Source organism: Demequina sp. (assembly GCF_049841215.1).
Lineage (GTDB): Bacteria > Actinomycetota > Actinomycetes > Actinomycetales > Demequinaceae > Demequina.
Genome location: NZ_JASGEO010000014.1, coordinates 108616 through 132000, shown reverse-complemented (window position 1 = coordinate 132000; position 23385 = coordinate 108616). Strand labels below are relative to the sequence as shown.

The window sequence follows — 23385 nt, the reverse complement described above, 5'->3', positions numbered from 1 at the left end:
GTTCCGGGGACGCTCAATACAGGGCTGTGGTAGCCCCGCGCCGGAGTCGACCGCGAAGCAGTGCGGGTGGAGATGTGGTGGTCTCGCCGCTGCCTACGGCGTGTCGCGAGATGCCTAGAAAGTGGTCGCGGCGACAACCCAAGGTTGCGACCGCTTGCTCGACATTTGGTACTTGTCTCTCCTCGCGGCACCCTGCAACTCGCCGAGGTTGCGTGGCTGGCGCGGCTGCTTCCACACGGACACTGCCCCCGACGCAACCGCGGCAGCGAACTCGGCGGGGTTGTCCCACCGGTACGCGAGCAACTCGGTTGGTTCGAACGCGCTCTTTCTCGGCCGGCTATGGCCAGTGTTCGAGGTCCGCCGCGCGCTCGCCTTGGTTGCGGTGGCGTCCTTGACCCAAGCGTAAAACTCGCCCGTCCGGTCGAACGTCGCGATGCCCTCCATGACGATCAGGCCAAGGCCATCCCTCGCCACGCAATGTTCCATCGCGACCTTGTCGTTGAGGATTGTCTTGTCGTCACCGCGCTCACGCATGCGCTCGGGCAACCAGAGTTTGCCAACAACGTGGGACTTGAGATCCCAGACGTAGTTGTGCGCGTAGTCGAAGTAGGTGTTGCCGTACCGCTGCTCCGGACCGCTCGCCGGCTTGGTGCCGAGTGCTGCAGCCAGCGCCGCGAGGCCCCTGAACTCGAAGTACCAGCCGGGCCATTCAGGTTGACGCCAATGGTTGTAGCCAGCATCGCGCATGTGGACGATGCTGGTCCGACCATCCCAGACGGCTCCGCCATCGAACTCGTTCTTGAGCACACCGAGAATCTGCGCGGCCTCGATCGCAGGCGACATCACGGCGGTGCCCCGACGCCGCATCTCTCGCGCCGCGCCCGCGAGTACGACGTTGAGACCCTCGAGAGTGATGGTGTACCCAGTGGAGGCGCAAGTGTCCGTCCATATGACGCCAAGACTCTGTGCGATCGCTTCGCCCAGTTCGATCTTCGACAGATCCGTGTTGACGCTCAGTCCCATACGGTTTGCCAAGTTCACGAACACGCGCTTGCGCTCCTTGCCGCCCGGCCCGAGATCTTCCGGGCCCGACTGGGTGAGCGCCGAGATGAGGTTGACGGCCTCGAGTTTCGAGCGAGCGGGCTTGAACCAGTCCCACTCAGGTCCGTCGAACTGCGGCGGCAGCGAAGCGGGCCTAGGTAGCGGGTGCGAATTGAAGTACACCCACGCACCGAGGAGAAGGTCATTGAAGACTTCGAGTTGCAAATATCCGCCGTGGCGGGCGCGCAGATCTACCACCACACGTACGCCAAGGTGCTCCGCAAGCACAAGGCTCAGTTCCTCGTTGGTCAGTTGCAGGGGAGCATCAAGGCCCACAGCGTTGGCGAGCGCTCGGAGTGCCCGTTTGGGCCCCCGCGTACTGCGATCCAGTGTCGTCCCAGCGATCGCGAAGATCCGCGCTTCTGCCTCAGGAACGGACAGCGCCGGCACAAAGTCAGCCATGCGCGTTAGCGTGTCAGAACTACCACAAGTCTGCCTGCCGACGCGCTAGCGATCGCCAAGCCAGAGCGCGAATTGCGGGGTACCGTTACGCCATGTCCGATGCACCCGCCTTCTCCTACGCGGACCTCTTCGCAGGCGTCGGCGGCTTCGCAGCGGTCCTCCGCGCCATGGGCGGAGAGCACGCATACGCCGTCGAAATCGACAATGCTGCGGCCGCCATCTACGCCGACAACTGGGGTCACGATCCGCTCGGCGACATCACCAAGGACGCCAACGACACGACGATGAACGTGCCTGCGCACGACATCATCGCGGGTGGCTTCCCCTGCCAGCCGTTCTCGAAGTCCGGTGCCCAGCGCGGCATGGACGAGGTTCGCGGCACTCTGTTCTTCCACATCGAGAAGGCCATCCGCGCGCACAAGCCGACCATGGTGTTGCTCGAGAACGTCCGCAACCTCGCTGGCCCACGCCACACCCACGAGTGGGACGTGATCATCCACCACCTGCGTGACGCGGGATACCAGGTGTCGAGCACACCGGCGATCTTCTCTCCCCACAAGATCGCGCCAGACTTCGGCGGCGCACCGCAGGTGCGCGAGCGCGTCTTCATCACCGCAACGCTTGTCCCTGAGGGCATGGTGGCCGACCCAGAACCAGAGCCGGTCGCGCTGCCGGATCGCGTCCTGATGCATCACGAGTGGGATCTGTTCGAGAACCTGCCGATCGACGATGAAACCGACGTGCCGGGCACTGAGATCAGTGACGACGAGCGAGCGTGGATCAACCACTGGGAACTCATGGTGCAGGTGATGCGACAGTGGCGTGCAGCGCAGTCGAAGGCGACGGGGGAGAGCCTGCGGCGGTTGCCGGGGTTCCCAATGTGGACCGACGCGTGGGTAGCCCAGAGTAAGCGCGCAGCGTTGCTGAAGGATGCGCCCGCTTGGAAGGCAGACTTCCTCCGCAAGAACTTCGACCTCTACGACGCGCTCAACGGCCTGGACTCAGTGTGGATGCGCGGATGGCTGCGCACCATGCGGCGGTTCCCTGAGAGCCGACGCAAACTCGAATGGCAGGCACAAGACACGGCGAGCCTCTGGGACTGCGTCATCTCTTTCCGGCCGAGTGGCCTGCGCGCGAAGCGGCCGACTCATCTACCAGCGCTCGTCGCAATCACCCAGACACCGGTGCTCGGCCCGCTCAAGCGCAAACTCTCGCCCCGCGAGGCTGCACGACTTCAGGGACTGCCGGACACATACGACTTCGGCGAGCAACGTGACGCGCTGACGTACAAGCAGATGGGCAACGGCGTGAACACCGGCGTCGTATGGAACGTCCTCAAGGCTCACTGCGAGCGTGACAAGGACCTGCTGCTCGCCACTGGGCGTGGCCGTGCGATCTACGAGGCTGTGACCGAAGCACCAGACAACCCACGAGAGAGGCTACGCCGGGCACTCTCGTCGACAGCGCTCAGTGATGCGGCGACCACCTGACGTAGTTTCGGATGCCGCGGCTCCCGTGGAGGGCACAAATCGGCGCGGCCCCGTTCGACGAGCACGACGGCCGGCCTATGGCAGTCCATACGCCCATACGAGAGGCCGAGCGGACAATCAAGGGCCAGTGGGCTGTTAAGCGCGTCGTCCAGGAGGCAGTCAGCCGGCTCGTCACTTGATACTCCGGACGCTCCGGAAACGGCGGACCACCGCATGGGCTGAGTCTGCGCGCAGAATCATGGGCTCGTTGTCAGTGCTCGTAGATATCGTGTGGGTGAAACAGAAAGCGGTGTGACCATGACAGTCAACGAGTCCTTCATTGCGCTTCAGGAGCACGTCGATGGTGACGTTGCGTTGGCACAACTTGCCCGTGAGCGCCGAGACATCTTCAAGGACGCACTGCGGAGTTCCGACGATGTCGAAAGTGTCTGGGGTTCTGGCTCCTTGCGGCGAAGTACTCAGTTGCAGCCCATTCACGACGTTGACCTTGTCGTTGAGTTCGACCGGACGGCTCACCCAGACTGGGGCAACGCGGGAGCATCGGCGTCGGAAGCCCTTGAGCGGTGCCGTGATCTCGTGACCGAACGCTTGGGTATCGACTCTGGAACGCATGAACGGCTAGTCCGCCTGGTTCGGACCGCCAACCGGAATCGTGCCGCAAAGTGCTTTGTCGATCCCCCGGAGGACGAACTGGCGTTCACCGTTGACGTCATGCCAGCGATTCGGGTGGAAGGCGGCATTCTCATCCCCCTCAAGTCAGAGGAGCGATGGACGCTCGCAGACCCCGAGTATCTGGCGCATGCGGTGAGTGACCGCCAAGCGGCTTGGGACAAGTTCCGTCCCCTTGTGCGCGTCCTCAAGTTCTGGTCGAAGCAGCAGTCTGTCGAGATCAAGTCGCTTGTCATGGAGGTACTTGCCCTAGATTGCCTCGTCGAAGCCGCCAACCGGCCGGCGGCGGTTGCCTCGTTCTTTGCCAGGGCCGCCCAACACAGCCTGGACGTCACAGACCCGGCAGGACTGTCTGGACCTATCCAGCCCAATCTCGACGTCGCAGGGTTCCGCGACGCGCTTGAAGAAGCGAGCATCTGGGCGGCGGCAGCGCAACGCGCGGTGGCAGACAACAACCAACCCGAAGCCACGCGGCTGTGGGCGCACATATTCGGCTCGGCGTTTCCGATCGTCCTCCCGCCGACTGGTGAGACGCCTGGCCCACGCCCGGTGAAGGACTCCCCTCAAGGGCGAGCCTGATGGAGCCAGCACGTCGAACGTGGTGGCAGGCCGAGCCCGAACGTCTCGCGGACGAACAGTCAAAGATGCAAGAATTGTTCCCGACGTTGGAATGGACTGCTGAGGGCGCTGGCAGGTGGGAGGGGACCGTGCCCCTATGGGCGTTCGAGCGCCCCGCGCCGACGGACCTCGAACTACTGCTCGGTGAGATCCCTTTTGAGATCGCAGTCGTCTACAGCCACGCGTTCCCGGCGTCGCCGCCAATGGTTTACCCGACAAATCCTGCGGCCGCACCGGAGTTGCGCAGTTTTACGGACTACCACGTGCTCGGCGATGGATCCCTATGCCTTCTGCGGGACGCGACCGACTGGTCGACGCGCGGCCTAACCACAGATCTTGTGCTCAAAGCCATCGGTTGGCGCCTCGAGTACGCACTCTTCCAGGTCGGCAAGATCAGGAGGTTCAGCAAGCGGGGCATCGTGACCAACCCGAAGTACGACGCGCTTATCCGGGAGGCTGTCGAGGAGGCGCGCAATGGCGTCACCCAATGATTGGCTCGTGGTTCTGCCCGGACACGTCGCTGAAGTGATTGGGAGCGGGGGCAGCCAGGGGCAGATTGCGTGTCGAGTGTCGCAGCCGGATCGGGCGGCCAGAGTCATATCTGTCTCGGTCGACGACGGTCCAATGGTGCAAGTCGCTAGCGATCGCGATCACTTCTTGGGCTCAGCGGACGTTCGACGCAACGGCATGTGGTTCGCCGCCGACGAGAGCGTTCACGTGCTTGCGTACTTTGCTGTCCGACAACACCGCGCCGTCCCGTTGGAGGAGTTCAGGCGCCTCCTGCCAGGTGTCCGCGATCCGGGCAATAAGCCATATGTTGCGCTGACCTACGTGGCGCACCCTCCCGAGTTTGCGCCGGGCCGACGACTTCCGAAGTTCTTTGCCTGGACAGTCGCCCGCCACGGCGTCGAGGTCATGGCGTGCGATGTGGAGCAAGGCGGCGCGTCGATCACGGCGCTGGAACCGCACTGGCCTACCGGAGAACTTGCCTCTAGACGCGTTCTCGTCGTGGGTGCGGGCAGCATCGGTGGGGCGACCGCACAGGCTCTCGCGGGGTACGGGATAGGTCACATTGACTTGTTGGATCCGGACAGGTTGCGTGACCACAATGTGCCGCGGCATGTGTGCACGCGCAATCAAGTCGGTATGCACAAGGTCAACGCGCTCGCACGCCTGATTTCGCGAACGTGGCCCGAGACGACGGTTCAACCATGGGTCGCGAGTGTCATTGAGGATGCTGATCTCGCACGGCCCCTGATTGACGCGGCAGACATCGTGGTGTGCACTGTCGATGGAGTTGAGCCGCGGCGCGTTGTCAACTACTTGGGGCAGCGTGCGTCCACGACAGTGGTGTTCGCTTGTGTCCTCGAGGACGGGCGATATGGCGAAGTCTTGAGAGTCCGACCGCTATCTGGCGTGGGGTGCCTGGACTGCCAGCGCCAGGCTTTGGAGGAGGGCGGCGCCATGAACCCCGAGCCTGGCCTTGACCATGGCTACGGTGAGGGCACGCGCCACAACCCGATGACCGCGGTTGGGCCAGACCTCCACTTTGTTGGTGCGCTTGCTGCCAAGGTCGCAATCGCTGATCTTCTAGCCGGTCCCAACCACGTTGACCAGTTCCTTGTCTCCGACAACGTTGTGGTCTCCCTGCGCCCTCAGCCAGGGATGGCGCGTCCATTTGACTCGTCGCGCGTGCTTGGGGCGAGTTGGTATCCCGCGGCAAAGCCATCTTCGGATTGCCCCGCTTGTGGAGTTCGAGCGTGACGGCCGTCATTGTGTACGGTTCCGCTTGGGCTAACATCATGGACTTCGCGGCTGCGAGTGATCCGAGCCTCGAGACCGGCGGCGCGCTCTTCGGCGAGGCCACCGGTGGCCGAGCGGTCGTTGTCGCGGCATCCGATGCTGGTCCGGGCGCCACGCACCTCTCAGATTTCTTCTTGCGCGATCTCGCGTACACGCAAGCGTTTGCGTCACGGCTGCACGCTGACACGGGGGCACAGTGGGTGGGCGAGTGGCACACGCATCCGGAAGGGTCGGGGACGTTGAGTGAGCGAGACCTGGCAACGTACGTCGGGCATCTGACGGACCGGTCACTGAGCCTCGATACCTTCGTCTCAATAGTCCTCACGCCCTCGGCGCACCACGTGTCTCTTGAGCCACGCTTGTGGCTCCTGACCCGGATGCACGACCTCGTACGAGTCACGTCACACGAACTCACGATCGGAGAACCCAGCGATGACCGAGAAGTTTGACATTCGAGCAGCCTTTGCTGCAAAGCAACGGAATCTTCTTTCATCGCTCGGACTGCCTGCGAACTTCGTGACACATCCATCTGCCAAGGGGACCGCGACCGAAGGTCAGTGGATTCGCACGCTCGCGGGATTCTTGCCTGCTCGGTACGGCGTGGGCACAGTCTTCGTCATAGATTCCGACGGTAAGCGCAGCGATCAGATTGATCTGGCGATTTTCGACCGCCAGTACTCGCCGTTGTTCTTCACCGAAGGTGACTTCGATGTCGTGCCGGTCGAGAGCATCTACGCGATCTTTGAGGTCAAGCCAGTACTCGACCTTGACAAGGTCAAGTACGCGCAGGCGAAGATCGCGAGCGTGACCTCGTTGAAGCGAACCTCTGTGCCGATCGCGCACGCCGGGGGTGTGTACCCCGCGCAAGACCCTACGTCGAAGCCGATCCTCGGGGGACTCCTGAGCACGCGGTCCGAGTGGAAGCCAATGGACGGAACCGCCGCACGTGCAGGACTACTTAGCGACGCTGGCGGGTGCCAGTTGGACTTCGCGATTGCCGTTGACTCGGGCGCCACTGAACGCGTCGGAAACGCACTCGAGTACGCGCCCCCAGAGACTCAGTTGATCTGGTTCGCTCTCCGCCTTCTGAGACGATTGTCGGCGATGGGCACAGTCGTTGCTCTTGACCTAGACGCTTACGCGCGGCCGCTCGGCGACGCGCAGGACAGCGGCACTGCTCCAGCACGATGAGTGATTCAGTGTCACCGTCGCAATCGGTATTGCGTCGGGGTGAACTCGTCATGACATCCCTATCGCTCATCAGCATGCTTGAGAACTTTGTCGAGACCACCAGTGCGGACGTCGCGTACCTACGTTCCGCAGCACAAGTTGCGGCACCTTTCGACGACTACGAGACACGCGCGGTTGCGAGCGTGCAACGGGTTAGCCCTGGCCTCGACGAAGTGGCCGCAAGGGCCCTAATCAAGGAGCCCTTCCGCCGACTGCTCCGAGAAGTCCAGACAGCATCGGCTCAGGGCACGGCCGAAGCCCTTGAGGGGTTGCTTCCGACGCTGTCCGATCTGGCGCGCGATCCAATCACAGGGCGGTACGTCCAGGTGATGCTCCGCGTCGCGACGCGGCGTTCAGTCGCGGAACGCGCGCGAATCGCGACGTTTGTGATGTGCGTTGCGGCGTTTGAGTTTGCCGTTGGTGAGTTGTCGGTGGTGTTGGCCGCCGTGCCTCCCGGAGCGGTTGGCGTTGCCTCGTCGGAAGCGCTCGATGGAGAGGCGCGCGCGGCCTACGCCGCGCTCTCGCGCAAGCCGGCAGATTTGCGGCTTGAGGGCCTTGACGTGAGTCATGGGATCCGGCCCGCGGACACGAGCGCGATCCTCGAGTTGATTGGCCGCCGAAATGCCCTGACCCATGCGGACGGTCGCTCGGACGACATGTATGCAAAGCGTTCCGGTGTGTCGACTGAGCAGTGGCCGGAGGGATCTCTGCTGCCTGTCTCGCAGGCATATCTGGACGACGCAATCGTGACGATGCAGGCGGTCTTGACGGATGCTCACCTAGGGGCTCTGAGCCTCTACAAGGTAGACCCGGCCGACCCGGTTGTGGCGGGCGCTCTGAGTTTTGCGGTTCGGCTAATGTCCGTCGGCCAAGACCGCTTGGCGCTCCGTGTCGTCGAATGGGTGGTGACGCAATCGATCGTCGACTCGGAGTTGCGCGCGCGGGCACATGTCAACAAGTGGTTCCTGATGCAACGCGTCGGCAAGGGAGCCCGCGTGCTCCAGGAAGTTGAGAGGTGGGATGGAGACGCAGTTGGGCCACTGTTCGGCCTCGCGCGCCTTGTGCTGCTTGGCAGGGTCGGTGACGCGGAGGCCCGTGCGCGGCGTTTGGTGAGTGAACGCACGTTGGATATTGCAGACATTCGTGCGCAGCCGCTCTTCGCGGTGCTCGTGTCCGCTCTCGGCGACGAACCCTGACAAACTTGCGCTGCCGGATCGACCCGCCCGCACCGCCACATGGCCTGCAGCGCTATCCCGTGCGAGCAACCCGCACGTTGCGGGCGAACGGGCGGGCGGCTCGCGAGATGCTCAGCCGACACCTACACCACGAGTCGTCTCCGTTGCTGTCGCAGGCGCAACCCTGCGCGATTTCACCCAGCCGCGACTCGAATGGCGCGGATTACCGCTTCGATGTGCTCCTGCGGGAGATGCAGCAGCGCAGCGTCAAGTTGCACGTCGTTCGCCCCGAGAAGCGCCGCAGCGATCTCTGCGACCGCCCGCTCGCCAGCCGACCAGGGGCCGCTCGCGGCGAGCAAGACCTCGGCGGTGGCCTCGGGGGCGCCAGCGTCATCTCGAGACCACGCGACGCGATGGAGTAGCGACGCGTCAAACATGAGGTCGCAGGCAGCCCGGTACGGGCCAACGGCGTGCTCCCCGCGAATGTCAACGTGGATAGCGCGTGCGGGTCCTTGAGTCATGTGCCTCTACCTACTTTCAGAATGACTACGAAACGGGCGGCAGTGTCGCGATTGGGTGAACGTCTCAATCCGAACGCGCACTTCACGCTCTGGACGGAATCGTTCGACCGACTCGGCACGGTGCATCGAGATGACGGCACGGAGGGCCTCATCGGCTCCTCCGACTCAAGTTGAGTTGGATGACCTCACCTCGAAGTGCCGCGTTCTCCTTGCGCAAGGTGGTGACCTCACGCTCGAGCGCTCGTACGCGTTCGGTCATGACTCCTAGTTTTGTCCGAATCGATGCGGCACTTGGTTGATTTGGAGTTCCTTCGCTCACGGCTCGCCTTGCCTCGCTACCGGCGAGTGCTCGCACTTGTGCCAGGAGTTCGGGATGCTTCCGAATGAAACTCGTCGAGCATCCGGCCTCTTCCGCGACAGCCACGAGATCGAACGGTCCGCCGCACGCACGCAACTTCACTAGAGCGCGTTCGAAATCCGCCCTCTTCTCGGCGGCGCGCCGTGCTGCTGCCGCGCGAACCTGGTCGGTGCGAGCCTGCCTCAAACCGCTCTCCGTGGTCGTCATGCGCTCACCTCGTTCACGGGCAACAACTCATCAAGCCTTTCTAGGATTCCGCGATTGAAGTCAGCCTGCCTAGGATTCGCCTCTGCCTGTGAGATCACAGACAATTGCAGCAACCGCCGATGGTTCGCGTGAACCTCCCCGAAGCGCTGAGGGTCGGCATCGAAGAAGGAACATGACAGGCAGGGGTTCTTTGCGAAGTCGCAGCCCTTGCCTGTGCTTTGCGGCATCGTGCACAGCCCGTTGGGCAAGACTGTCGCAATTCGACTTCGCAATTGCTCCACCGCCGGGTCGTCGTAGGGCTCGCCGGTGCGACGGGACCTCTCAAGCGCCTGGGACTCATAGAACTCGTCCGACTTGCGCTCCAGGGTGTCGTCCGTGATCTGGGCGTACACAGCGGTCATCGTTGGAGACGCGTGTTTGAAGAACTGCTGCACCTCCCGCTGCGTCCACCCGTTGTTTAGCAACTGCGTTCCGATTGTGTGCCGGTAACGGTGAATCTGTGACCCGCGCACCACCTCACCGGTGACCGCAGACATGTGAATACCATTTCTTACGAACGCCTCGGCAACGTGACCCCGAAATCCCGCCGCCGACCACGGGTGCACGACTCCAACAAACCTGGACGAGCGTGCAGGAGAGGGGAACATGAGTGCGACGTCGTGGCCGTAAACGCGCCGCACTTGGTCCTGCTGCTTTCGGAGTAGGGCCGCGATGTCGTCAGGAAGTGGAATCTTGCGCCAATCCTGGGTCTTGTCCATGAAGAACTCGGCCCACAACTTTCCCTTCTTGTTCGTGCGGAGACAGTCAAGGGGCAGTGGCAGGAGTTCGCTGATTCGGAGGCCGCCCCACCGGTTGAAGCGAAGCATCGTTCGGATTGTGGGATCCATTATTTCGTCAGACTCGAGCATGGCATCGATCTGGTCGACGATGTCGGGCGGGAATGGGCGCGGCTCCGCCGACTTCTTCACCCCGTTTTCTCCCCGACGCAGATAGACCTCAGATCCGAGGTTTGGTACGACGCCGCCGAGACGCAGGTCTGTCAGCAGCGCTGAAACCGTGCTCACTCCCATCAGGCGACGTTTGTGGGCGCCAGCCTCGCGAGTCTCCTGTAGGTAGTCGAGAAAGAGTTCGCGGTCCACGTCTTCCGGGCCCTCGATGCCTTCTTTCGCGAGGTACTCTGAGAAGTACGCGGCGTGTCTTTGCCACTCAAAGACGGTCTGCCAGGTGCGCGTGCCCGCGGTCAGACGCTCCCGGGCAAGTGCCTTGAGCGCATTGCGCAACCACAGTTGCTCGATTCGCTCCCAGTGGATGTTGGGCTTGCTGAGTCCGCCGGGCTTACCGAAGAGTGGTTGAAAGCCATGGGTCCACAGCCAAATATCTTCGTCCCAAGGGTCAGAGCAAGCGGTCCTATGCAGCGTCGCAAAGAACGTTCGAAAGTACGCCCGAATGTTCCCAACGTTCCTGCCCGGCTGGCACGCAATCAGTATCCAGTCCTCGGGACGGCGCTCGAAGAGCGACTCGGCGCGCGTTGATTCGACCGCGCCGATAAGCGCCAACAGCACGGCTCGCAAAGAGTTGTTTGGCGACCAGTCGCCTGCGAGAATCTTCGTTCCGACTACGAAGCGGATCTCCTGCGCGACCGCCGGGGGTACCCGTCGAAAGTCCACAACAGCGCGGTTGGTGGCTCGCACGGCTGGCTCCGATGCGAGCGGTAGCCACCCGGTCACCGGCTTGGGCATGCCAGCGCGGTACCACTGCTGATAGTGCGCGTTGCAGAGTCCGGACTCAAGTACGTAGAGTTCCAACTCGCAGTTCGCGACTGCGCAAGGGTGGGTTGCATTGCGCCGGACGGTGCCTTTGCGTCCGACCAAGTCCCAAACCGGCGCCATCCACGGCCCGTCGGGAGGCTCCAGGCGGCCATACTCGACGTCAGCCGCTCCCACCAATCGTGAAGGCAGAGTGTGTTGCTTGCCGACGAGTGTCATTGCTAGTCGTCCTCCCAGGAGGTCAGGGGTCGAATCAAGTGCTCGGTCTCCGCGAGGCGCTTGTCGATGTGCTCGTCGGAGAGGTGGATGTAGACATCGCACGAGTTGGCGTGATTGTGGCCAAGGCGCTTCGCGATCTCGGCGGACGTCCACCCCAGCGCCGCAAGTGAAGTCGCGTGAGTATGGCGAAGCATGTGTGGGTGGACGTGTCCAACCCCGGCTCGAAGACCAATCGCTACACACTGGTCGTAAAGATTCTTCGGACTCATCGGTTCCCCAATCGTCGCGCCCTTGATGTTCACGAACACGTAGTCACTCTCGATCTCGGCAGGCACCAGTTCGCGTAGTAGGTAGTCGCGGTAAAGATCCAAGAAGCGCGCCGACGCTTTCACGTGAAAGGTTTCCTTCTGCTTCGAAAGGGCACCGTTTGCGTTGTCTTTGCGCCTGACGATCGTCACGCGTTTCCTCATGACGTCGAGGTCGCCGTGGCGGAGTCCCAGGACTTGCCCGATGCGAAGGCCCATGTCGTACATCGCGGTGAGGGCAAGCCGGTCTCGAGCGGTGACCGCCGCAGACAGCATGAGTTCAAAGTCGCCCTCGAAGTTGATGATTTTTGGCTCGGCACTCGGCGCCCCCGAGCGACGCGGTGCGAGGCGGTTCACAGAACGGGGTCGAAGGTGCTCCACGTGTGCAAGGAATGCAAAGGACGAATGCGAGTGTCGGAGCCTTGACACGGTCAGAACGAGATCGGACGGCCCTGCTCCCCGGTCCACTCGCTGGAACTCGTAGAACTCCTTTACCGCGGCGGCCACCGCGATCATCGTGCTGTCGGATCTGCCTCCGCCTCCACGCTTCTCGAGTGGCCATTGGCCCATGCGCATCGTGAGCATGAAGTCGCTCAGGCACCGGAAATCCACCTGATCCCAAGGCACATCGTTCACTGCTAGCCACTCGAACAGGTCCGCGAGGTGAAATGCGTATGACCGCACCGTGCTCGGAGACCGGTCTATCGCCCGCAGCCAGTGAAGGTAGTCCTCGACGCACATGACAGGTATGCCAGCCGCGTCGATTACGGTCCATGTGGCCGTTCCGCGCAGGGTGACCTTGCCCGCTCGATGTCCCCGTTGCCGTTCCAAAGCAGCACCTCTCGTCGTGCGCCAGCCCAAGTTATCTGTTGGACGACGACCATACCGAGGGGGTCTGACATTGGTCGTCCTCGTCGTGACCTTCGCATGTCTACCCCCAGATAACGATTCCCCTAGGCTCCACTTAGGTCCCCCCAACTCCAGGGAGGCGACGATGCCAACCGACTTCAAGAAGTCCCTCGATTCGTACAAGGCGAAGGCCGGCGAGTTCCGTATCCTCGACGTCCCGCCCATGCGCTACCTCATGGTCGACGGCCATGGCGATCCCAACACGTCCCCCGAGTACGCGCGCGCGATAGAGACTCTCTATCCGGTCGCGTACAAACTCAAGTTCGCGTCCAAGCGCCAGCTGGGCGAGGACTACGTGGTGCCTCCGCTCGAGGCGCTGTGGTGGGCCGATGACATGTCCAGCTTCGTCACGGGCGACAAGTCCGCGTGGGACTGGACGGCGATGAACATGGTGCCGGAGTGGATTCCCTCGGAGATGATCGGCGAGATCGTGCCCGCAGGTGTGCGCGTCGAGACCCTCGAAGAGGGCCGCGCCGTCCAGACCCTTCACCTTGGCCCCTACGACGCCGAAGGCCCCGTGCTGGAGCGCCTTCACCACGAGTTCATCCCCGCGAATGGCCTCACGATGACCGGCAGGCACCACGAGATCTACCTGGGCGACCCCCGCAAGACCGCCCCCCAGAAGCTGCGCACCATCCTGCGCCAGCCGGTCGCCTGACCCAACCACGCCGTCGGGCCTGGTAGTTACTACGATGGCCCCATGGGCTTTGCTGAGGCGCCTGTACTGGAGAACGCACACGTTCGTCTTGAGCAGTTGACGCGCGCCCACGAGCCAGACCTCGCCGCGGCGGCCGGGGCAGGCGATTTGTGGGAAAAGGCCTGGTATACCTCGGTCCCACGGCCCGACGCTGTGGCGGCAGAGATTGACCGTCGCCTTGGTTTGCAGGCTGAGGGGCGGATGGCGCCGTGGGCGATTTTTGACCTGGCGAGCGGGCGCGCCGTGGGGATGACGACCTACATGAACATCGATGAGGCGAACCGGCGAGTGGAGATCGGCTCCACGTGGATGGGCTACGCGGCGCAAGGCACGCGCGTCAACCCCGCCGCCAAGCTGCTGCTGCTTGCCCGGGCGTTTGATGACTTGAACTGCATCGCCGTGGAGTTCCGCACGCACGCCGCGAACGCACAGTCCCGGGCGGCGATCGCCAAGCTGGGGGCCACGCAGGACGGCATTCTGCGCAAGCACCAGATCTGGGGCGACGGCTTCCGCGACACGGTGGTGTTCTCCATTCTGGACACGGAGTGGCCCGAGGCGCGCGCGGGCCTCGAAGCGCGATTGGAGGGGTGAGCGATGGCGGATGAGCCGAGCCTCCGCGATGTCGCCGACGCGGCGGATGCGCAAGCGTTTGTTGGCCGCGCCGCAGAATTGGCCGCTCTCGATGAGCTGCTGGATCCGTCCACCCCTAGCCGCGTGCTGTACGTGCACGGCCCCGGCGGCATCGGCAAGTCCGCGCTGTTGAGGGCGGCAATCCGGCGGGCAGCCGCGGCTGGGGTCACCAGCACGTTGCTGGACGCGCGCAGCCTGTCCATCCTGCTTGACCAGCTCACGGCCCGCGTGCTGGACGCCGCCGCGGGCGCCACGCTCGTGGTGATCGACGAGGCGGACGAACTCGGCTCCGCACTGGCCCCACTGCGCGATGCGCTGCTCGATGAACTGCCGGGCTCCGCGCGCATCGTGCTCGCCGGGCGCGCGGCGCCGGATCCCAGCTGGCGCCATGGCGCCCTTCACACGGTGTTCCGAGATGTCGCCCTTGCCCCCTTGCGCGCCGAGGAAGCGGAGGCCTTGCTCGAGACACGAGGCGTGGACGATCCCGCGCGCAGGGCGCAACTCGCAGAGTGGGCGGGAGGCTCGCCGCTCGCGCTCACGGTTGGCGCCTCCATGCTCCCCTCTGCTGGCGCGCTCGATCCCGATCAAGAGCTCGAGCAACAGCTCACGCAGTGGCTCGAAGGCGCCCCAACTCTCGACATCGACGCCGACGTGCTCGCGGTCGCTGCCCTGGTGCGGTCCGTGGACGCGCGCGTGCTCACCGCCGCCCTGCCCGGACGGTCAACCCGCGAGTCCCTGCAGCGCCTTGGCGAGCTGCGCGTTACCCAGCGGCTTGGTGTAGGGGTGAGCCTCCACCCCGTGCTCGCGGCGGCGATCAAGCAGCGGCTCAAGACGCAGTCACCCGACTACTACCGGGCCTTGGCGGGCCGCATCGTGCACCACTTGGGCACGCGAGCGCGGCTCGGCGACATCGAGGCGCTGCTGGAAATGACGCTGTTCATTGAGTCGCCGCAGCTGCGCGACGCGATCGGCATGGACGCGAGCCCGTCTCACTACGCCGACCGCCCCCGCCAAGGCGAAGTGGCGGAGTTCGCGCGCGCCAACGGCTTCACCACGTCCCCGCAGTGGTCGCAGATCGCGGAGTTCCTCGCCCTACCGGGCGGCGTGGACCTGGTGATGCGCCGCAACGACGGCAGCGCGGTGTTTCTCAGCGTGCTGCGCCAGGCGACCGACCTCCCTGATACCCCGCTTGGTCGGGACCTCGCCGCCTCCGCCCGTGCCACGGGCGCCGAGCCCACCCTCGCGTTTGGCGGGGTGGTGCTCTTCGCGGACGTCCCCGAATACGACAGGGCCGAGGCCACGCGCATCGCCATCGGCGCGTTCACGCGGCGGTACCGCGCGGCCACGATGGAGGCGATCCTCCTGCACTACCCAGAACCCGCCCGACGGCCGGAGCAAGTGATCGCCCAACTCGCCCAACCCTTTGACGGGCCTTGGGAGTTCGAGATCTACCGCAGCGACTTCCGGCCCGGCGGGGCCGTTGGGTTCGTGGAGCGGGCCGTGTATGCCGACCTGGGGACGCCGCCGCCGGACGCGTCGCTCGCCGAGCTCCTCGCCGCAGACGACGATCCCGTGCGGCGAGATAGGCTCACGCGCGTGCTTGACGACACCTTTGGCTCGTCGGTAGACGAGCGTCGCTTGCGCAGGACGATCGAACTCGCGCACTTGGGCCCACGCCGCAGTGAGCAGGAGTGCCTCGACGAACTCCACGTGAGCAGGGCCACGTGGTTCCGCCTGTTGCGCGAGGCGCGCGAGCGAGTGCTCGCCTACCGTAAGTAGGTCGGTTACGCCTTAGGGGTCCGGGGCTTGCGGGCCGCCGGCGCCTTCGGGGCTACCTTCTCAACGGGGGTGAGGCCGTCATCGTTGGTGCCGCCCTCGTCCTCCCACACGTCCTCGGCGTCGTCAAAGGTGTCCGCGAGGGCGTCGGCCGCCTTCTCCCTGGCGTCCACGGCAGCGTCCTTGACCTTCTTGGCCTCCGCAACCGCGGTGTCCTTGACCTTGGTCACGGCGGGCCCGGCGGCCTCCGCCACCTTCTTGGCCTCGGCAACGGCGGTGTCCTTGACCCGCACCGCGGCGGGTCCCGCCTTCTCCGAGATGACCTCCGCAGCTGCGCTGGCAGCGGCCGTGGCGGCCGCGGCCGCTCGCTTCGCAGCGTCGGCGGCGGCGTCCGCGGCGCGGTTCACGCCGTCACGCAACTGGTCCTTGAAGTCGGCGTCGTCCGCGAACTCCCACTCGTCATCGTCGCCGGCCCACGTGTCGCGGCCGGGATCGCGGCGTGCCCACACCACGAGCGCGGCTGCGGCCGCGCCAACGAGCATCGCGGGGATGATCACCTTGGGCCACGCGGAGCCGTTCTTGGGCTCCTCGTCTGCTCGCGTCGCCGAGTCCACCGCGGCAAGCACCGCGGGGATCGCGGCGCCAACGACGGCGGCGTGAATCGCGTCCGTCATGTCAGATGCGCGGTCGCCTGCGCGGTTCACGTATGGCTTGGCGCGGCGAGCGCCGGACGCGTACAGGTGCTTGGCGCGCGGCCCCAGCCACTCCTTCGCGTGCTCTACTTGCGGGCCCGCCCAGTCCTTGGCCTTCGCGGCGGCCTCGGCAGCTGCAGCGGCGGCTTCCGTCGCGGCCTGCTTGGCTGCGGCAGCGGCCTCCGCGGCCTGCTTCTGGTACTCCTGCGCGGCCTTGTGGGCCTTCGAGCTGTTCATGGCGATTCCTTTCCCAAACTCACATGCTCTCTTTCCATCGTGCCACGCAAACCGCCTGTTGGCGAGGCCGTGGAACAATGGCACTTATGAAGGCAACGATTGAGACCACTGAAGGTGACATCACTGTTGAGCTGTACCCCAACCATGCGCCCGTGACGGTCGCGAACTTTGTGGGTCTGGCCACGGGCGAGAAGGAGTGGAAGGACCCCGAGACGGGCCAGCCAAGCCACGAACCTCTCTACAACGGCGTGGTGTTCCACCGCGTCATCGATGGATTCATGATCCAGGGCGGCGACCCCTTGGGCAACGGCACTGGCGGCCCTGGCTTCACGTTTGACGACGAGATCCACCCCGAGCTGCGCTTCAGCGAGCCCTACCTGCTCGCCATGGCGAACGCGGGCAAGCGCCTGAACCCCATCACCGGCCAGGTGGGCGGCACCAACGGCTCGCAGTTCTTCATCACTGTTGGCGCCACGCCTCACCTCAACGGCGCGCACACCATCTTCGGCAAGGTTGCGGACGACGCCTCGCGTGCGGTCGTGGACAAGATCGCGACCACCCCCGTTGACGGCCGCGATCGCCCGCTCGACGACGTCCTCATCACGGGCGTCACCATCACCGACGACTAGCGGCTCGTGAACAGCACGCCCGACGCTGGGGCTGGCTTCGGCGCCTCCGCGCCGCCGGTCTGCCCTCGCCACCCTGAGCGCATCTCCTATGTGACCTGCCAGCGGTGCGGGCGCCCTGTGTGCCCGGAGTGCCAGCGGCCCGCCCCCGTGGGGATCCAGTGCGTGGACTGCGTGCGCGAGGCGGCTGACCGGCGCGGGCCGGTGGTCAACCGGCTGGGCTTCGTGAGCGCGCAGGGCACTCCCGTGGTGACGTATGCACTGATCGCGGCCAACATCGCGGCGTACCTTTACGGCTCGTTCGTCCTTGGCACCAACACGTGGATTGTGCAGTGGGGCCTATGGCCGGACGGGGCTGACGGCTACCCCGACTTTGGTCAGGACTGGTACCGCTGGGTCACGAGCGCGTTCTTGCACTTTGGGATCCTGCACATCGCGCTCAACATGTTCGTGCTCTGGCAGTTCGGCACCCAACTTGAGCCCATCCTTGGGCGGGCGCGCTTCATCGCGCTCTACGCAGTCTCAATGCTCGGCAGCTCGGCGGCGATCATGCTGCTCGGCAACGGCAGCGTGCACGGTGGCGCCTCTGGCGCCATCTTCGGACTCATCGCGGGCTTCGCCGTCATCCTGCTCAAACTGAAGCTTCCCGCCCAGAGCCTCATAGCGTCGGCCGGTATTTGGTTGGCAGCTGGCTTCTTCATCGGCGGCATCTCATGGCAGGGCCACCTTGGCGGCGCCGTGGCGGGCGCGCTCGTGATGCTCGCGATGCTGCGGGGCGTGGAGCGGCGCCAACAGCGCCGCAATCAGGGAATCACACCGCTGTAGTTTTCCCCAGGTTTGTCCCCAAAAGGGGATAACTACATGGGTGTAACTAACAGGCTGGGGCTACTTCCAGCGCGTGAACAGGATCATCGAGGCCATGAGGAACGCGAAGCCGATGCCGATGTTCCAGTGGCCGATGTCCAGCGGGAACTGGCCCTTGGAGATGTAGTAGACGATGATCCACGCCGGCCCGAGCACCAGCAGGGTCACGGCGGTGGGCAGCAGCCACTTGGGGTTCTCCGCGTGTACTTTGGCGGCGCTGCGGGGCACCTTGACCGCTTGCTTGTGGTGGTCGCGCTTCTTCGACACGGGCACGGCTGACTCCTCTTGCTGCTGAATGCTGGGGACAAGCGTACCTGGGCCGCCGTGGGACCTGCGAACGGCCCGACGCTGTGGCTGGGTTGCGTGGGTCACAGTCACTGGGCCGCCGTCGCGGCGTCGCGTACCCTTGTAGGGCCATGGAAACGCTCGCGGAGACCACCGCCTCCCCCGACTCTGCCCCGGCTCCTCAGCCGCGGAAGAAGCCGGGCGTCGGATCGCGCCTCATCGCCCTCGTTGGCGAGCTCATGATCATCGCCGGAGCGGTCATTGGCCTGTACGTGGTGTGGCAGCTGTTTTACACGGACATCGAGGCGAACTCGATCCAGGAAGAGGCGGTCAAGGAGCTCGACTGGGCCTACACCGCGCCCATCACGGCGGGCGAGCCAACGAGCACCGGCCCAGAGACCATCCCGAACGAGCTCAAGCTCTCCCCCGACACCGCAGAGGTCATGGACGAGCCCGCCTTCGGGACCACCTTCGCCACCTTCTACGTTCCGCGCTGGGGCGAGGACTACGTCAAGCCCATCTCCGAGGGCGTTGACCGGCACAAGATCCTCGACCGCCTTGGCATTGGCCACTACCCGGGAACGGGAATGCCGGGAGAGCTGGGCAACTTCGCCATCAGCGCCCACCGCACCACGTACGGCAAGCCGTTCAACCGCATCGCGGAACTCAAGAAGAACGACTACCTCATCGTGCAGACCGAGACTGCCTGGTACGTCTACAAGGTGACGAGCCACGAGATCGTGCGCCCCACCGCGGTCAAGGTCATCGCGCCCGTTCCGAATGACCCAGGCGCCGCCCCGGATGACCACTACATCACGCTCACGAGCTGCCACCCGATGTTCTCCGCCGCCGAGCGCTACGTGGTGCACGGTGTGCTCGAATACTGGAGCCCCGTGGGCAACGGCGTCCCAGAAGAGCTGCTGGAGGTGCCAGGAAAGTGATCTTCCCCGCCATCTGGAGCCTGCTCCCCGGACCCCGCTTCGTCAGGGCCCTGATCCTCATCGCTCTCCTCGCCGCGATCGTGTGGCTGCTCTTTCAGTACGTTTTCCCTTGGGTTTCGGTTACCTTTGGCATCCAGGACCAGAACGTGGGAGACACCTAATGACGCGAATCCTCGTGATCGACAACTACGACTCATTCGTGTACACGATCGTGGGGTACCTGCGGCAGATGGGCGCCGAGACCGAGGTGGTCCGCAACGACGTCCCTCATCCCCCTGTGAGCGAGTACGACGGTGTGCTCGTCTCCCCTGGCCCCGGCACCCCCGCGGAGGCCGGCTCCTCGATGTCCGTGATCCGCGAGTGCGCGGAGGCCGGCGTGCCGATGCTCGGCGTGTGCCTTGGGCACCAGGCCCTCGCGGAGGTCTACGGCGGCGTGGTGTCTCACGCCCCCGAACTCATGCACGGCAAGACGTCCCAAGTGGAGCACCACGGCGACAGCGTCCTGACGGGACTGCCGTCACCGTTCACGGCCACGCGGTACCACTCGCTCGCCGTCGAAACCCCCACCGTCCCTGACGAGCTCGAGGTCACCGCAACCACAGCGTCGGGCCTCATCATGGGCCTGCAGCACCGCGAGCTTCCGCTCACGGGTGTGCAATTCCACCCGGAATCCGTGCTCACCGAGGGTGGGCACCGCCTCCTCGCCAATTGGCTTGAGGTGTGCGGCATGCCCGACGCTGAGGCCAGGTCCGCTGGCCTCTCGCCCCTCGTACGTCGCTAGTTACGGCGTCGCGGTTGGGTCTGGCTCCGGCGGACCTGTCGACACGAAGATCGTCACCGGTTGCCCAAGCTTGAGCGAGATCCCGGCGTCGGGGCTCTGGGCGTAGACGTTGCCTGCCGGCTGGTCCTCCGACGTTCCCGTCTTGACCGTCACCTTGAAGCCTGCGCTCGTGAGCGTGCTCTCGGCGTCTGACTGCGACTTGCCGACCACGCCAGGAACCTCGGCGGTGGTGGGCTCTTCCGCGACCGTGATGGTGACGGTGCTGCCCACCTCGACGAGGCCAGGCTTGGGGCTCTGCTTGTACACGGTGCCCGCAGGCTCGCCACCGGTCTCCACGCGCTTGGTGGTGATCTTGAGGCCAAGGTCGCCGAGCGTGCTGCGTGCCTCGTCCTCTGTCATTCCGGTGACGTCCGGCAGGTCCACCTGGCCAGACGCGATGTACAGGATCACCGGCGAGCCGGAGGCAACCGGCGTGCCCGCTGCAGGGTCCGTGACCGTGGCAAGGCCTTTGGCGATCTCCGGGTGCTCGTTGTCTGGGAGCACCTCGGAGACGGTGAGGCCGTTCTCCGTGAGAAGAGTGATTGCCTCTGTTTGCGGCAGCTCCGCGACGTCGGGAACCTCGAGCTCGGCGGGTCCCGTGGAGAAGTAGACCGTGATGGTGGAGCCAGAGGGCACCATCTCGCCCTCGGGAGGCGCGGTGCGCGTCACGAGGTCAACCTCAACGTCATTGCTTGGCTCGCCCTCGAAGACGGGCTTGAGCCCAAGTTCCTCGAGTTGGGCGCGGGCCTCCTCCTGAGTGGCGTTCACCAGTGAGGGGATGGGCCCTGCGCTCGCGGACACGTTCGGCTCGCCGCTTCCGCGAGTGAACAGGAAGATCGCGAGCACGATGAGCAGCGCGGCGAGGGCCGCGGCGCCAAGCAACAGGTACTGGCGACGCTTGCGCTTGCGCTCCTCGTCCTCGTCGTCGTAGAGCGTGGGGTCTAGTGGGTCCGCGACAATCTCCGCAGGGGCGGGCGCGGTGACCGTTGCCCACGGCGATTGCGCGGGAAGCACCTCGGTGGCTCCCGTGGTGGGGACGGCCGGCATCGCCTGGGTGGCCCGATCGGCGATCGCGGTGCGGTCGTCGTCCATGAGCGCGGCCGCGCCTAGCCCGGCAGCGGCTCCCGCAGCGGCCCCGAGGCCAGCGGCCCCCGCAACGCCGATGGCGCCGGTTGACGGGTCAACGGGATCTCCAGAGCTGAACGCGCGCAGGTCCGCGAGGAACTCACCGGCGCTCGAGTAGCGCTCGTTGCGGTCCTTGGCGAGCGCGCGCAGCACGATCTGGTCAAGCTCTTGCGGAACGTCAGACGCGTACTGGGAGGGACGAGGTGCCGCCTCACGAACGTGCTGGTATGCAACAGACACCGGAGAGTCGCCGATGAACGGCGGCCGGCCGGTCAGGAGTTCAAAAAGCAGGCAACCCGTTGAGTACAGGTCCGAGCGCGCATCGACGTTCTCGCCGCGCGCCTGCTCGGGAGACAAGTACTGGGCCGTGCCAACAACGGCCTGCGTCTGCGTCATGGTCTGCCCAGCGTCGGCAAGCGCGCGAGCGATGCCGAAGTCCATGACCTTGACCGCACCCGTTGGGGTGAGCATGACGTTTCCCGGCTTGATGTCGCGGTGCACGAGGCCCGCGTGGTGCGAGTACTCAAGAGCGGAGAGCACGCCGGACACGATCTCGACGGCCTCGTCGATGGGGGCGGCGACGTCTCCCTTGAGGATGTCGCGCACCGTGTGGCCCTCGACGTACTCCATCACGATGAACGGGACGGCCTGGGGCGCCCCAGTGGAGCCGACGATGGTGTCCTCGCCCGTGTCGTAGACGGCGACGATCGACGGGTGGTTGAGGCCCGCGGCTGACTGCGCCTCGCGGCGGAAGCGCGTCTGGAAGCTGGGGTCGCGCGCTAGATCGGCGCGCAGAATCTTCACGGCGACAGTGCGCCCAAGGCGGGTGTCATAGCCGATGTGTACCTCGGCCATACCGCCACGCCCAATGAGGTCGCCAACCTCATACCTGCCCGCGAGAATCTTCGCTTCGTCGCTCATCAGCCATCCCTCCGCGGCCCAGCGGGCCTCGTACTGCAAACTATTGTGGCATTCCGCACGGTCATGGTCGCTTCACATCGGGCCGTGGCCGGTACTCGCGGGGTGCGATAGACGGCGGCATGAGCCGTTTGGCGTCCCGAGGAGTAGGTGCGGGGCCTACGGGAGCCGGCACAGCGTCGGGCACCTGCATGGCGCTCAAGACCCGCTGCAACTCTTGCGCGGTGCGCGGGCGCTTGCGGGGGTTCTTCTCCAGCAGCAGCTGAATGAGTTCTTGCATGCCCGCGGAGACGCTCGAGGGCAGCGGCGGCACCGGCTCGTTGACCTGGGCGATCGCGATGTCCACCGCGCTCGCGGCGGTGAAAGGGCGGCGCCCCACCACGGATTCGTACGCGATGATTCCGAGCGCGTAGATGTCCGACGCTGGGGTTGCGGGCTTCCCGAGCGCTAGCTCTGGCGCCAGGTACTGGGCAGTTCCCATGACCATGCCGGTGGCGGTCAAGGTGGTCTGGTCCATGCCGCGGGAGACCCCGAAGTCCGTGATCTTGACGTTGTCGTCGCCGAACACCAGCAGGTTTCCTGGCTTGATGTCGCGGTGCATGACGTGGGCGGCGTGGGCCGCGGCAAGGCCGTTCGCCGTCTGGTCGAGGATGCGCACCACGCGAGACTCCGAGATGGTGCGTTCGCGCTCGAGGATGGAGCTCAGCGGCTCGCCGTCAACGAACTCCATGACGAGGAACGCGACCCCCTCGTGATCGCCGTAGTCGAAGACTTGGGCGATATTGGGGTGCGCGAGGCCCGCAGCGTTCTTGGCCTCATTGCGGAAGCGGCGCAAGAACGTCTCGTTGCCCGTCGCGTTTTCTTTGAGGACCTTGACCGCGACGAGCCGATTGAGATCGGCGTCCTGGGCGCGCCACACCTCGCCCATGCCGCCAACCGCGATGAGCGACGCGAGCGTGTAGCGGCCCGCAAGGGTGGTTCCCGCGCGCATTGTCATCTCG

At 65.0% G+C, this 23385-nt stretch carries 23 protein-coding genes; 15 read left to right on the top strand and 8 right to left on the bottom strand.

All coding sequences use genetic code 11. From position 1 onward, the window contains the following. Positions 1–114: 114 nt before the first annotated feature. Complete coding sequence (locus QM618_RS08415) at positions 115–1503, bottom strand: hypothetical protein (protein ID WP_428096947.1); 1389 nt, start codon at positions 1501–1503, stop codon at positions 115–117. A 92-nt stretch (positions 1504–1595) separates the two neighbouring features. Between QM618_RS08415 and dcm the strand changes: the two genes are divergently transcribed. From dcm to QM618_RS08380, 7 genes are all read left to right on the top strand, one after another. Beyond that, entirely contained in the window at positions 1596–2993 is a 1398-nt protein-coding gene (gene dcm, locus QM618_RS08410) for a DNA (cytosine-5-)-methyltransferase (protein ID WP_428096943.1), read from the top strand. A gap of 297 nt (positions 2994–3290) precedes the next feature. Beyond that, positions 3291–4241 carry a hypothetical protein gene (locus QM618_RS08405; protein ID WP_428096939.1) on the top strand — a complete coding sequence of 317 codons (951 nt, stop codon included), beginning with the start codon at positions 3291–3293 and terminating at the stop codon, positions 4239–4241. Beyond that, positions 4241–4771: a hypothetical protein gene (locus tag QM618_RS08400; protein ID WP_428096936.1), complete on the top strand. Its 531-nt coding sequence runs from the start codon at positions 4241–4243 to the stop codon at positions 4769–4771. Before QM618_RS08405 ends, QM618_RS08400 begins: the two co-directional genes overlap by 1 nt. Before the next feature lie 133 nt (positions 4772–4904). Next, positions 4905–6044, top strand: a complete 1140-nt coding sequence (locus QM618_RS08395; protein WP_428096933.1) for a HesA/MoeB/ThiF family protein — start codon at positions 4905–4907, stop codon at positions 6042–6044. After that, positions 6041–6532 carry a Mov34/MPN/PAD-1 family protein gene (locus QM618_RS08390; protein ID WP_428096930.1) on the top strand — a complete coding sequence of 164 codons (492 nt, stop codon included), beginning with the start codon at positions 6041–6043 and terminating at the stop codon, positions 6530–6532. Before QM618_RS08395 ends, QM618_RS08390 begins: the two co-directional genes overlap by 4 nt. Positions 6533–6599: 67 nt before the next feature. Further along, the gene (locus tag QM618_RS08385) at positions 6600–7274 is read left to right on the top strand and encodes a DUF6602 domain-containing protein (RefSeq protein ID WP_428096927.1); all 675 of its coding nucleotides are present in this window, start codon (positions 6600–6602) and stop codon (positions 7272–7274) included. Between the two features lie 50 nt (positions 7275–7324). Continuing rightward, positions 7325–8509 (top strand): hypothetical protein, encoded by a 1185-nt coding sequence (locus tag QM618_RS08380; RefSeq protein ID WP_428096923.1) that lies wholly within the window; start codon positions 7325–7327, stop codon positions 8507–8509. A gap of 173 nt (positions 8510–8682) precedes the next feature. Here QM618_RS08380 and QM618_RS08375 read toward each other — a convergent pair whose 3' ends face one another. The 3 genes from QM618_RS08375 to QM618_RS08365 all read right to left on the bottom strand — a co-directional run bounded on the left by QM618_RS08375 (position 8683) and on the right by QM618_RS08365 (position 12500). Further along, complete coding sequence (locus tag QM618_RS08375; RefSeq protein WP_428096920.1) at positions 8683–9009, bottom strand: hypothetical protein; 327 nt, start codon at positions 9007–9009, stop codon at positions 8683–8685. A gap of 561 nt (positions 9010–9570) precedes the next feature. Continuing rightward, positions 9571–11559, bottom strand: coding sequence for a tyrosine-type recombinase/integrase (locus QM618_RS08370; protein WP_428096917.1), 1989 nt, complete (start codon positions 11557–11559; stop codon positions 9571–9573). Positions 11560–11561: 2 nt separating this feature from the next. Next, positions 11562–12500, bottom strand: a complete 939-nt coding sequence (locus tag QM618_RS08365; RefSeq protein WP_428096914.1) for a tyrosine-type recombinase/integrase — start codon at positions 12498–12500, stop codon at positions 11562–11564. A 358-nt stretch (positions 12501–12858) separates the two neighbouring features. Here QM618_RS08365 and QM618_RS08360 point away from each other — a divergent pair, with 358 nt between their 5' ends. The 3 genes from QM618_RS08360 to QM618_RS08350 are packed head-to-tail and all read left to right on the top strand — an operon-like array spanning position 12859 to position 15879. Further along, positions 12859–13431 carry a GyrI-like domain-containing protein gene (locus QM618_RS08360; protein WP_428096909.1) on the top strand — a complete coding sequence of 191 codons (573 nt, stop codon included), beginning with the start codon at positions 12859–12861 and terminating at the stop codon, positions 13429–13431. 42 nt (positions 13432–13473) lie between these two features. Next, positions 13474–14061 carry a GNAT family N-acetyltransferase gene (locus QM618_RS08355; RefSeq protein ID WP_428096906.1) on the top strand — a complete coding sequence of 196 codons (588 nt, stop codon included), beginning with the start codon at positions 13474–13476 and terminating at the stop codon, positions 14059–14061. 3 nt (positions 14062–14064) lie between these two features. Continuing rightward, on the top strand, positions 14065–15879 hold the full coding sequence (locus QM618_RS08350) for an AAA family ATPase (RefSeq protein WP_428096903.1): 1815 nt from the start codon (positions 14065–14067) through the stop codon (positions 15877–15879). Between the two features lie 5 nt (positions 15880–15884). Here the strand turns inward: QM618_RS08350 and QM618_RS08345 are convergent, their stop codons facing one another. After that, positions 15885–16805 (bottom strand): hypothetical protein, encoded by a 921-nt coding sequence (locus tag QM618_RS08345; RefSeq protein ID WP_428096899.1) that lies wholly within the window; start codon positions 16803–16805, stop codon positions 15885–15887. An 86-nt stretch (positions 16806–16891) separates the two neighbouring features. On the opposite strand from QM618_RS08345, the gene QM618_RS08340 reads away from it, so the two are divergent. Together QM618_RS08340 and QM618_RS08335 are read left to right on the top strand one after the other, a co-directional pair. Further along, entirely contained in the window at positions 16892–17434 is a 543-nt protein-coding gene (locus QM618_RS08340; protein ID WP_428096895.1) for a peptidylprolyl isomerase, read from the top strand. 162 nt (positions 17435–17596) lie between these two features. Next, positions 17597–18256 (top strand): rhomboid family intramembrane serine protease, encoded by a 660-nt coding sequence (locus tag QM618_RS08335; RefSeq protein WP_428096891.1) that lies wholly within the window; start codon positions 17597–17599, stop codon positions 18254–18256. 60 nt (positions 18257–18316) lie between these two features. On the opposite strand, the gene QM618_RS08330 is transcribed toward QM618_RS08335, so the two are convergent. Beyond that, positions 18317–18568 (bottom strand): cell division protein CrgA, encoded by a 252-nt coding sequence (locus QM618_RS08330; protein WP_428096886.1) that lies wholly within the window; start codon positions 18566–18568, stop codon positions 18317–18319. A 143-nt stretch (positions 18569–18711) separates the two neighbouring features. Between QM618_RS08330 and QM618_RS08325 the strand changes: the two genes are divergently transcribed. Genes QM618_RS08325 through QM618_RS08315 form a run of 3 tightly spaced genes read left to right on the top strand, consistent with a single transcriptional unit; the run spans position 18712 to position 20302 of the window. After that, the gene (locus QM618_RS08325) at positions 18712–19521 is read left to right on the top strand and encodes a class E sortase (RefSeq protein ID WP_428096881.1); all 810 of its coding nucleotides are present in this window, start codon (positions 18712–18714) and stop codon (positions 19519–19521) included. Then, complete coding sequence (locus QM618_RS08320) at positions 19518–19682, top strand: hypothetical protein (protein ID WP_428096876.1); 165 nt, start codon at positions 19518–19520, stop codon at positions 19680–19682. Before QM618_RS08325 ends, QM618_RS08320 begins: the two co-directional genes overlap by 4 nt. Further along, positions 19682–20302, top strand: a complete 621-nt coding sequence (locus tag QM618_RS08315) for an aminodeoxychorismate/anthranilate synthase component II (RefSeq protein ID WP_428096873.1) — start codon at positions 19682–19684, stop codon at positions 20300–20302. Before QM618_RS08320 ends, QM618_RS08315 begins: the two co-directional genes overlap by 1 nt. Here QM618_RS08315 and pknB read toward each other — a convergent pair whose 3' ends face one another. Both pknB and QM618_RS08305 read right to left on the bottom strand, forming a co-directional pair. Beyond that, entirely contained in the window at positions 20303–22387 is a 2085-nt protein-coding gene (gene pknB / locus QM618_RS08310) for a Stk1 family PASTA domain-containing Ser/Thr kinase (protein ID WP_428096870.1), read from the bottom strand. It lies immediately after the preceding gene. Positions 22388–22448: 61 nt separating this feature from the next. Further along, positions 22449–23381: a serine/threonine-protein kinase gene (locus QM618_RS08305; RefSeq protein ID WP_428096865.1), complete on the bottom strand. Its 933-nt coding sequence runs from the start codon at positions 23379–23381 to the stop codon at positions 22449–22451. Between the last annotated feature and the right edge of the window lie 4 nt (positions 23382–23385).

Excerpts from the sequence above, each read along its gene's own strand:
- QM618_RS08315 (WP_428096873.1), top strand. The coding sequence starts at position 19,682 with ATGACGCGAATCCTCGTGATCGACAACTACGACTCATTCGTGTACACG.
- QM618_RS08415 (WP_428096947.1), bottom strand. The coding sequence starts at position 1,503 with ATGGCTGACTTTGTGCCGGCGCTGTCCGTTCCTGAGGCAGAAGCGCGG.
- QM618_RS08380 (WP_428096923.1), top strand. The coding sequence starts at position 7,325 with ATGACATCCCTATCGCTCATCAGCATGCTTGAGAACTTTGTCGAGACC.
- QM618_RS08305 (WP_428096865.1), bottom strand. The coding sequence starts at position 23,381 with ATGACAATGCGCGCGGGAACCACCCTTGCGGGCCGCTACACGCTCGCG.
- dcm (WP_428096943.1), top strand. The coding sequence starts at position 1,596 with ATGTCCGATGCACCCGCCTTCTCCTACGCGGACCTCTTCGCAGGCGTC.
- QM618_RS08370 (WP_428096917.1), bottom strand. The coding sequence starts at position 11,559 with ATGACACTCGTCGGCAAGCAACACACTCTGCCTTCACGATTGGTGGGA.
- QM618_RS08325 (WP_428096881.1), top strand. The coding sequence starts at position 18,712 with ATGGAAACGCTCGCGGAGACCACCGCCTCCCCCGACTCTGCCCCGGCT.
- QM618_RS08395 (WP_428096933.1), top strand. The coding sequence starts at position 4,905 with ATGGTGCAAGTCGCTAGCGATCGCGATCACTTCTTGGGCTCAGCGGAC.
- QM618_RS08375 (WP_428096920.1), bottom strand. The coding sequence starts at position 9,009 with ATGACTCAAGGACCCGCACGCGCTATCCACGTTGACATTCGCGGGGAG.
- QM618_RS08355 (WP_428096906.1), top strand. The coding sequence starts at position 13,474 with ATGGGCTTTGCTGAGGCGCCTGTACTGGAGAACGCACACGTTCGTCTT.
- QM618_RS08360 (WP_428096909.1), top strand. The coding sequence starts at position 12,859 with ATGCCAACCGACTTCAAGAAGTCCCTCGATTCGTACAAGGCGAAGGCC.
- QM618_RS08340 (WP_428096895.1), top strand. The coding sequence starts at position 16,892 with ATGAAGGCAACGATTGAGACCACTGAAGGTGACATCACTGTTGAGCTG.
- pknB (WP_428096870.1), bottom strand. The coding sequence starts at position 22,387 with ATGAGCGACGAAGCGAAGATTCTCGCGGGCAGGTATGAGGTTGGCGAC.
- QM618_RS08345 (WP_428096899.1), bottom strand. The coding sequence starts at position 16,805 with ATGAACAGCTCGAAGGCCCACAAGGCCGCGCAGGAGTACCAGAAGCAG.
- QM618_RS08350 (WP_428096903.1), top strand. The coding sequence starts at position 14,065 with ATGGCGGATGAGCCGAGCCTCCGCGATGTCGCCGACGCGGCGGATGCG.
- QM618_RS08400 (WP_428096936.1), top strand. The coding sequence starts at position 4,241 with ATGGAGCCAGCACGTCGAACGTGGTGGCAGGCCGAGCCCGAACGTCTC.
- QM618_RS08405 (WP_428096939.1), top strand. The coding sequence starts at position 3,291 with ATGACAGTCAACGAGTCCTTCATTGCGCTTCAGGAGCACGTCGATGGT.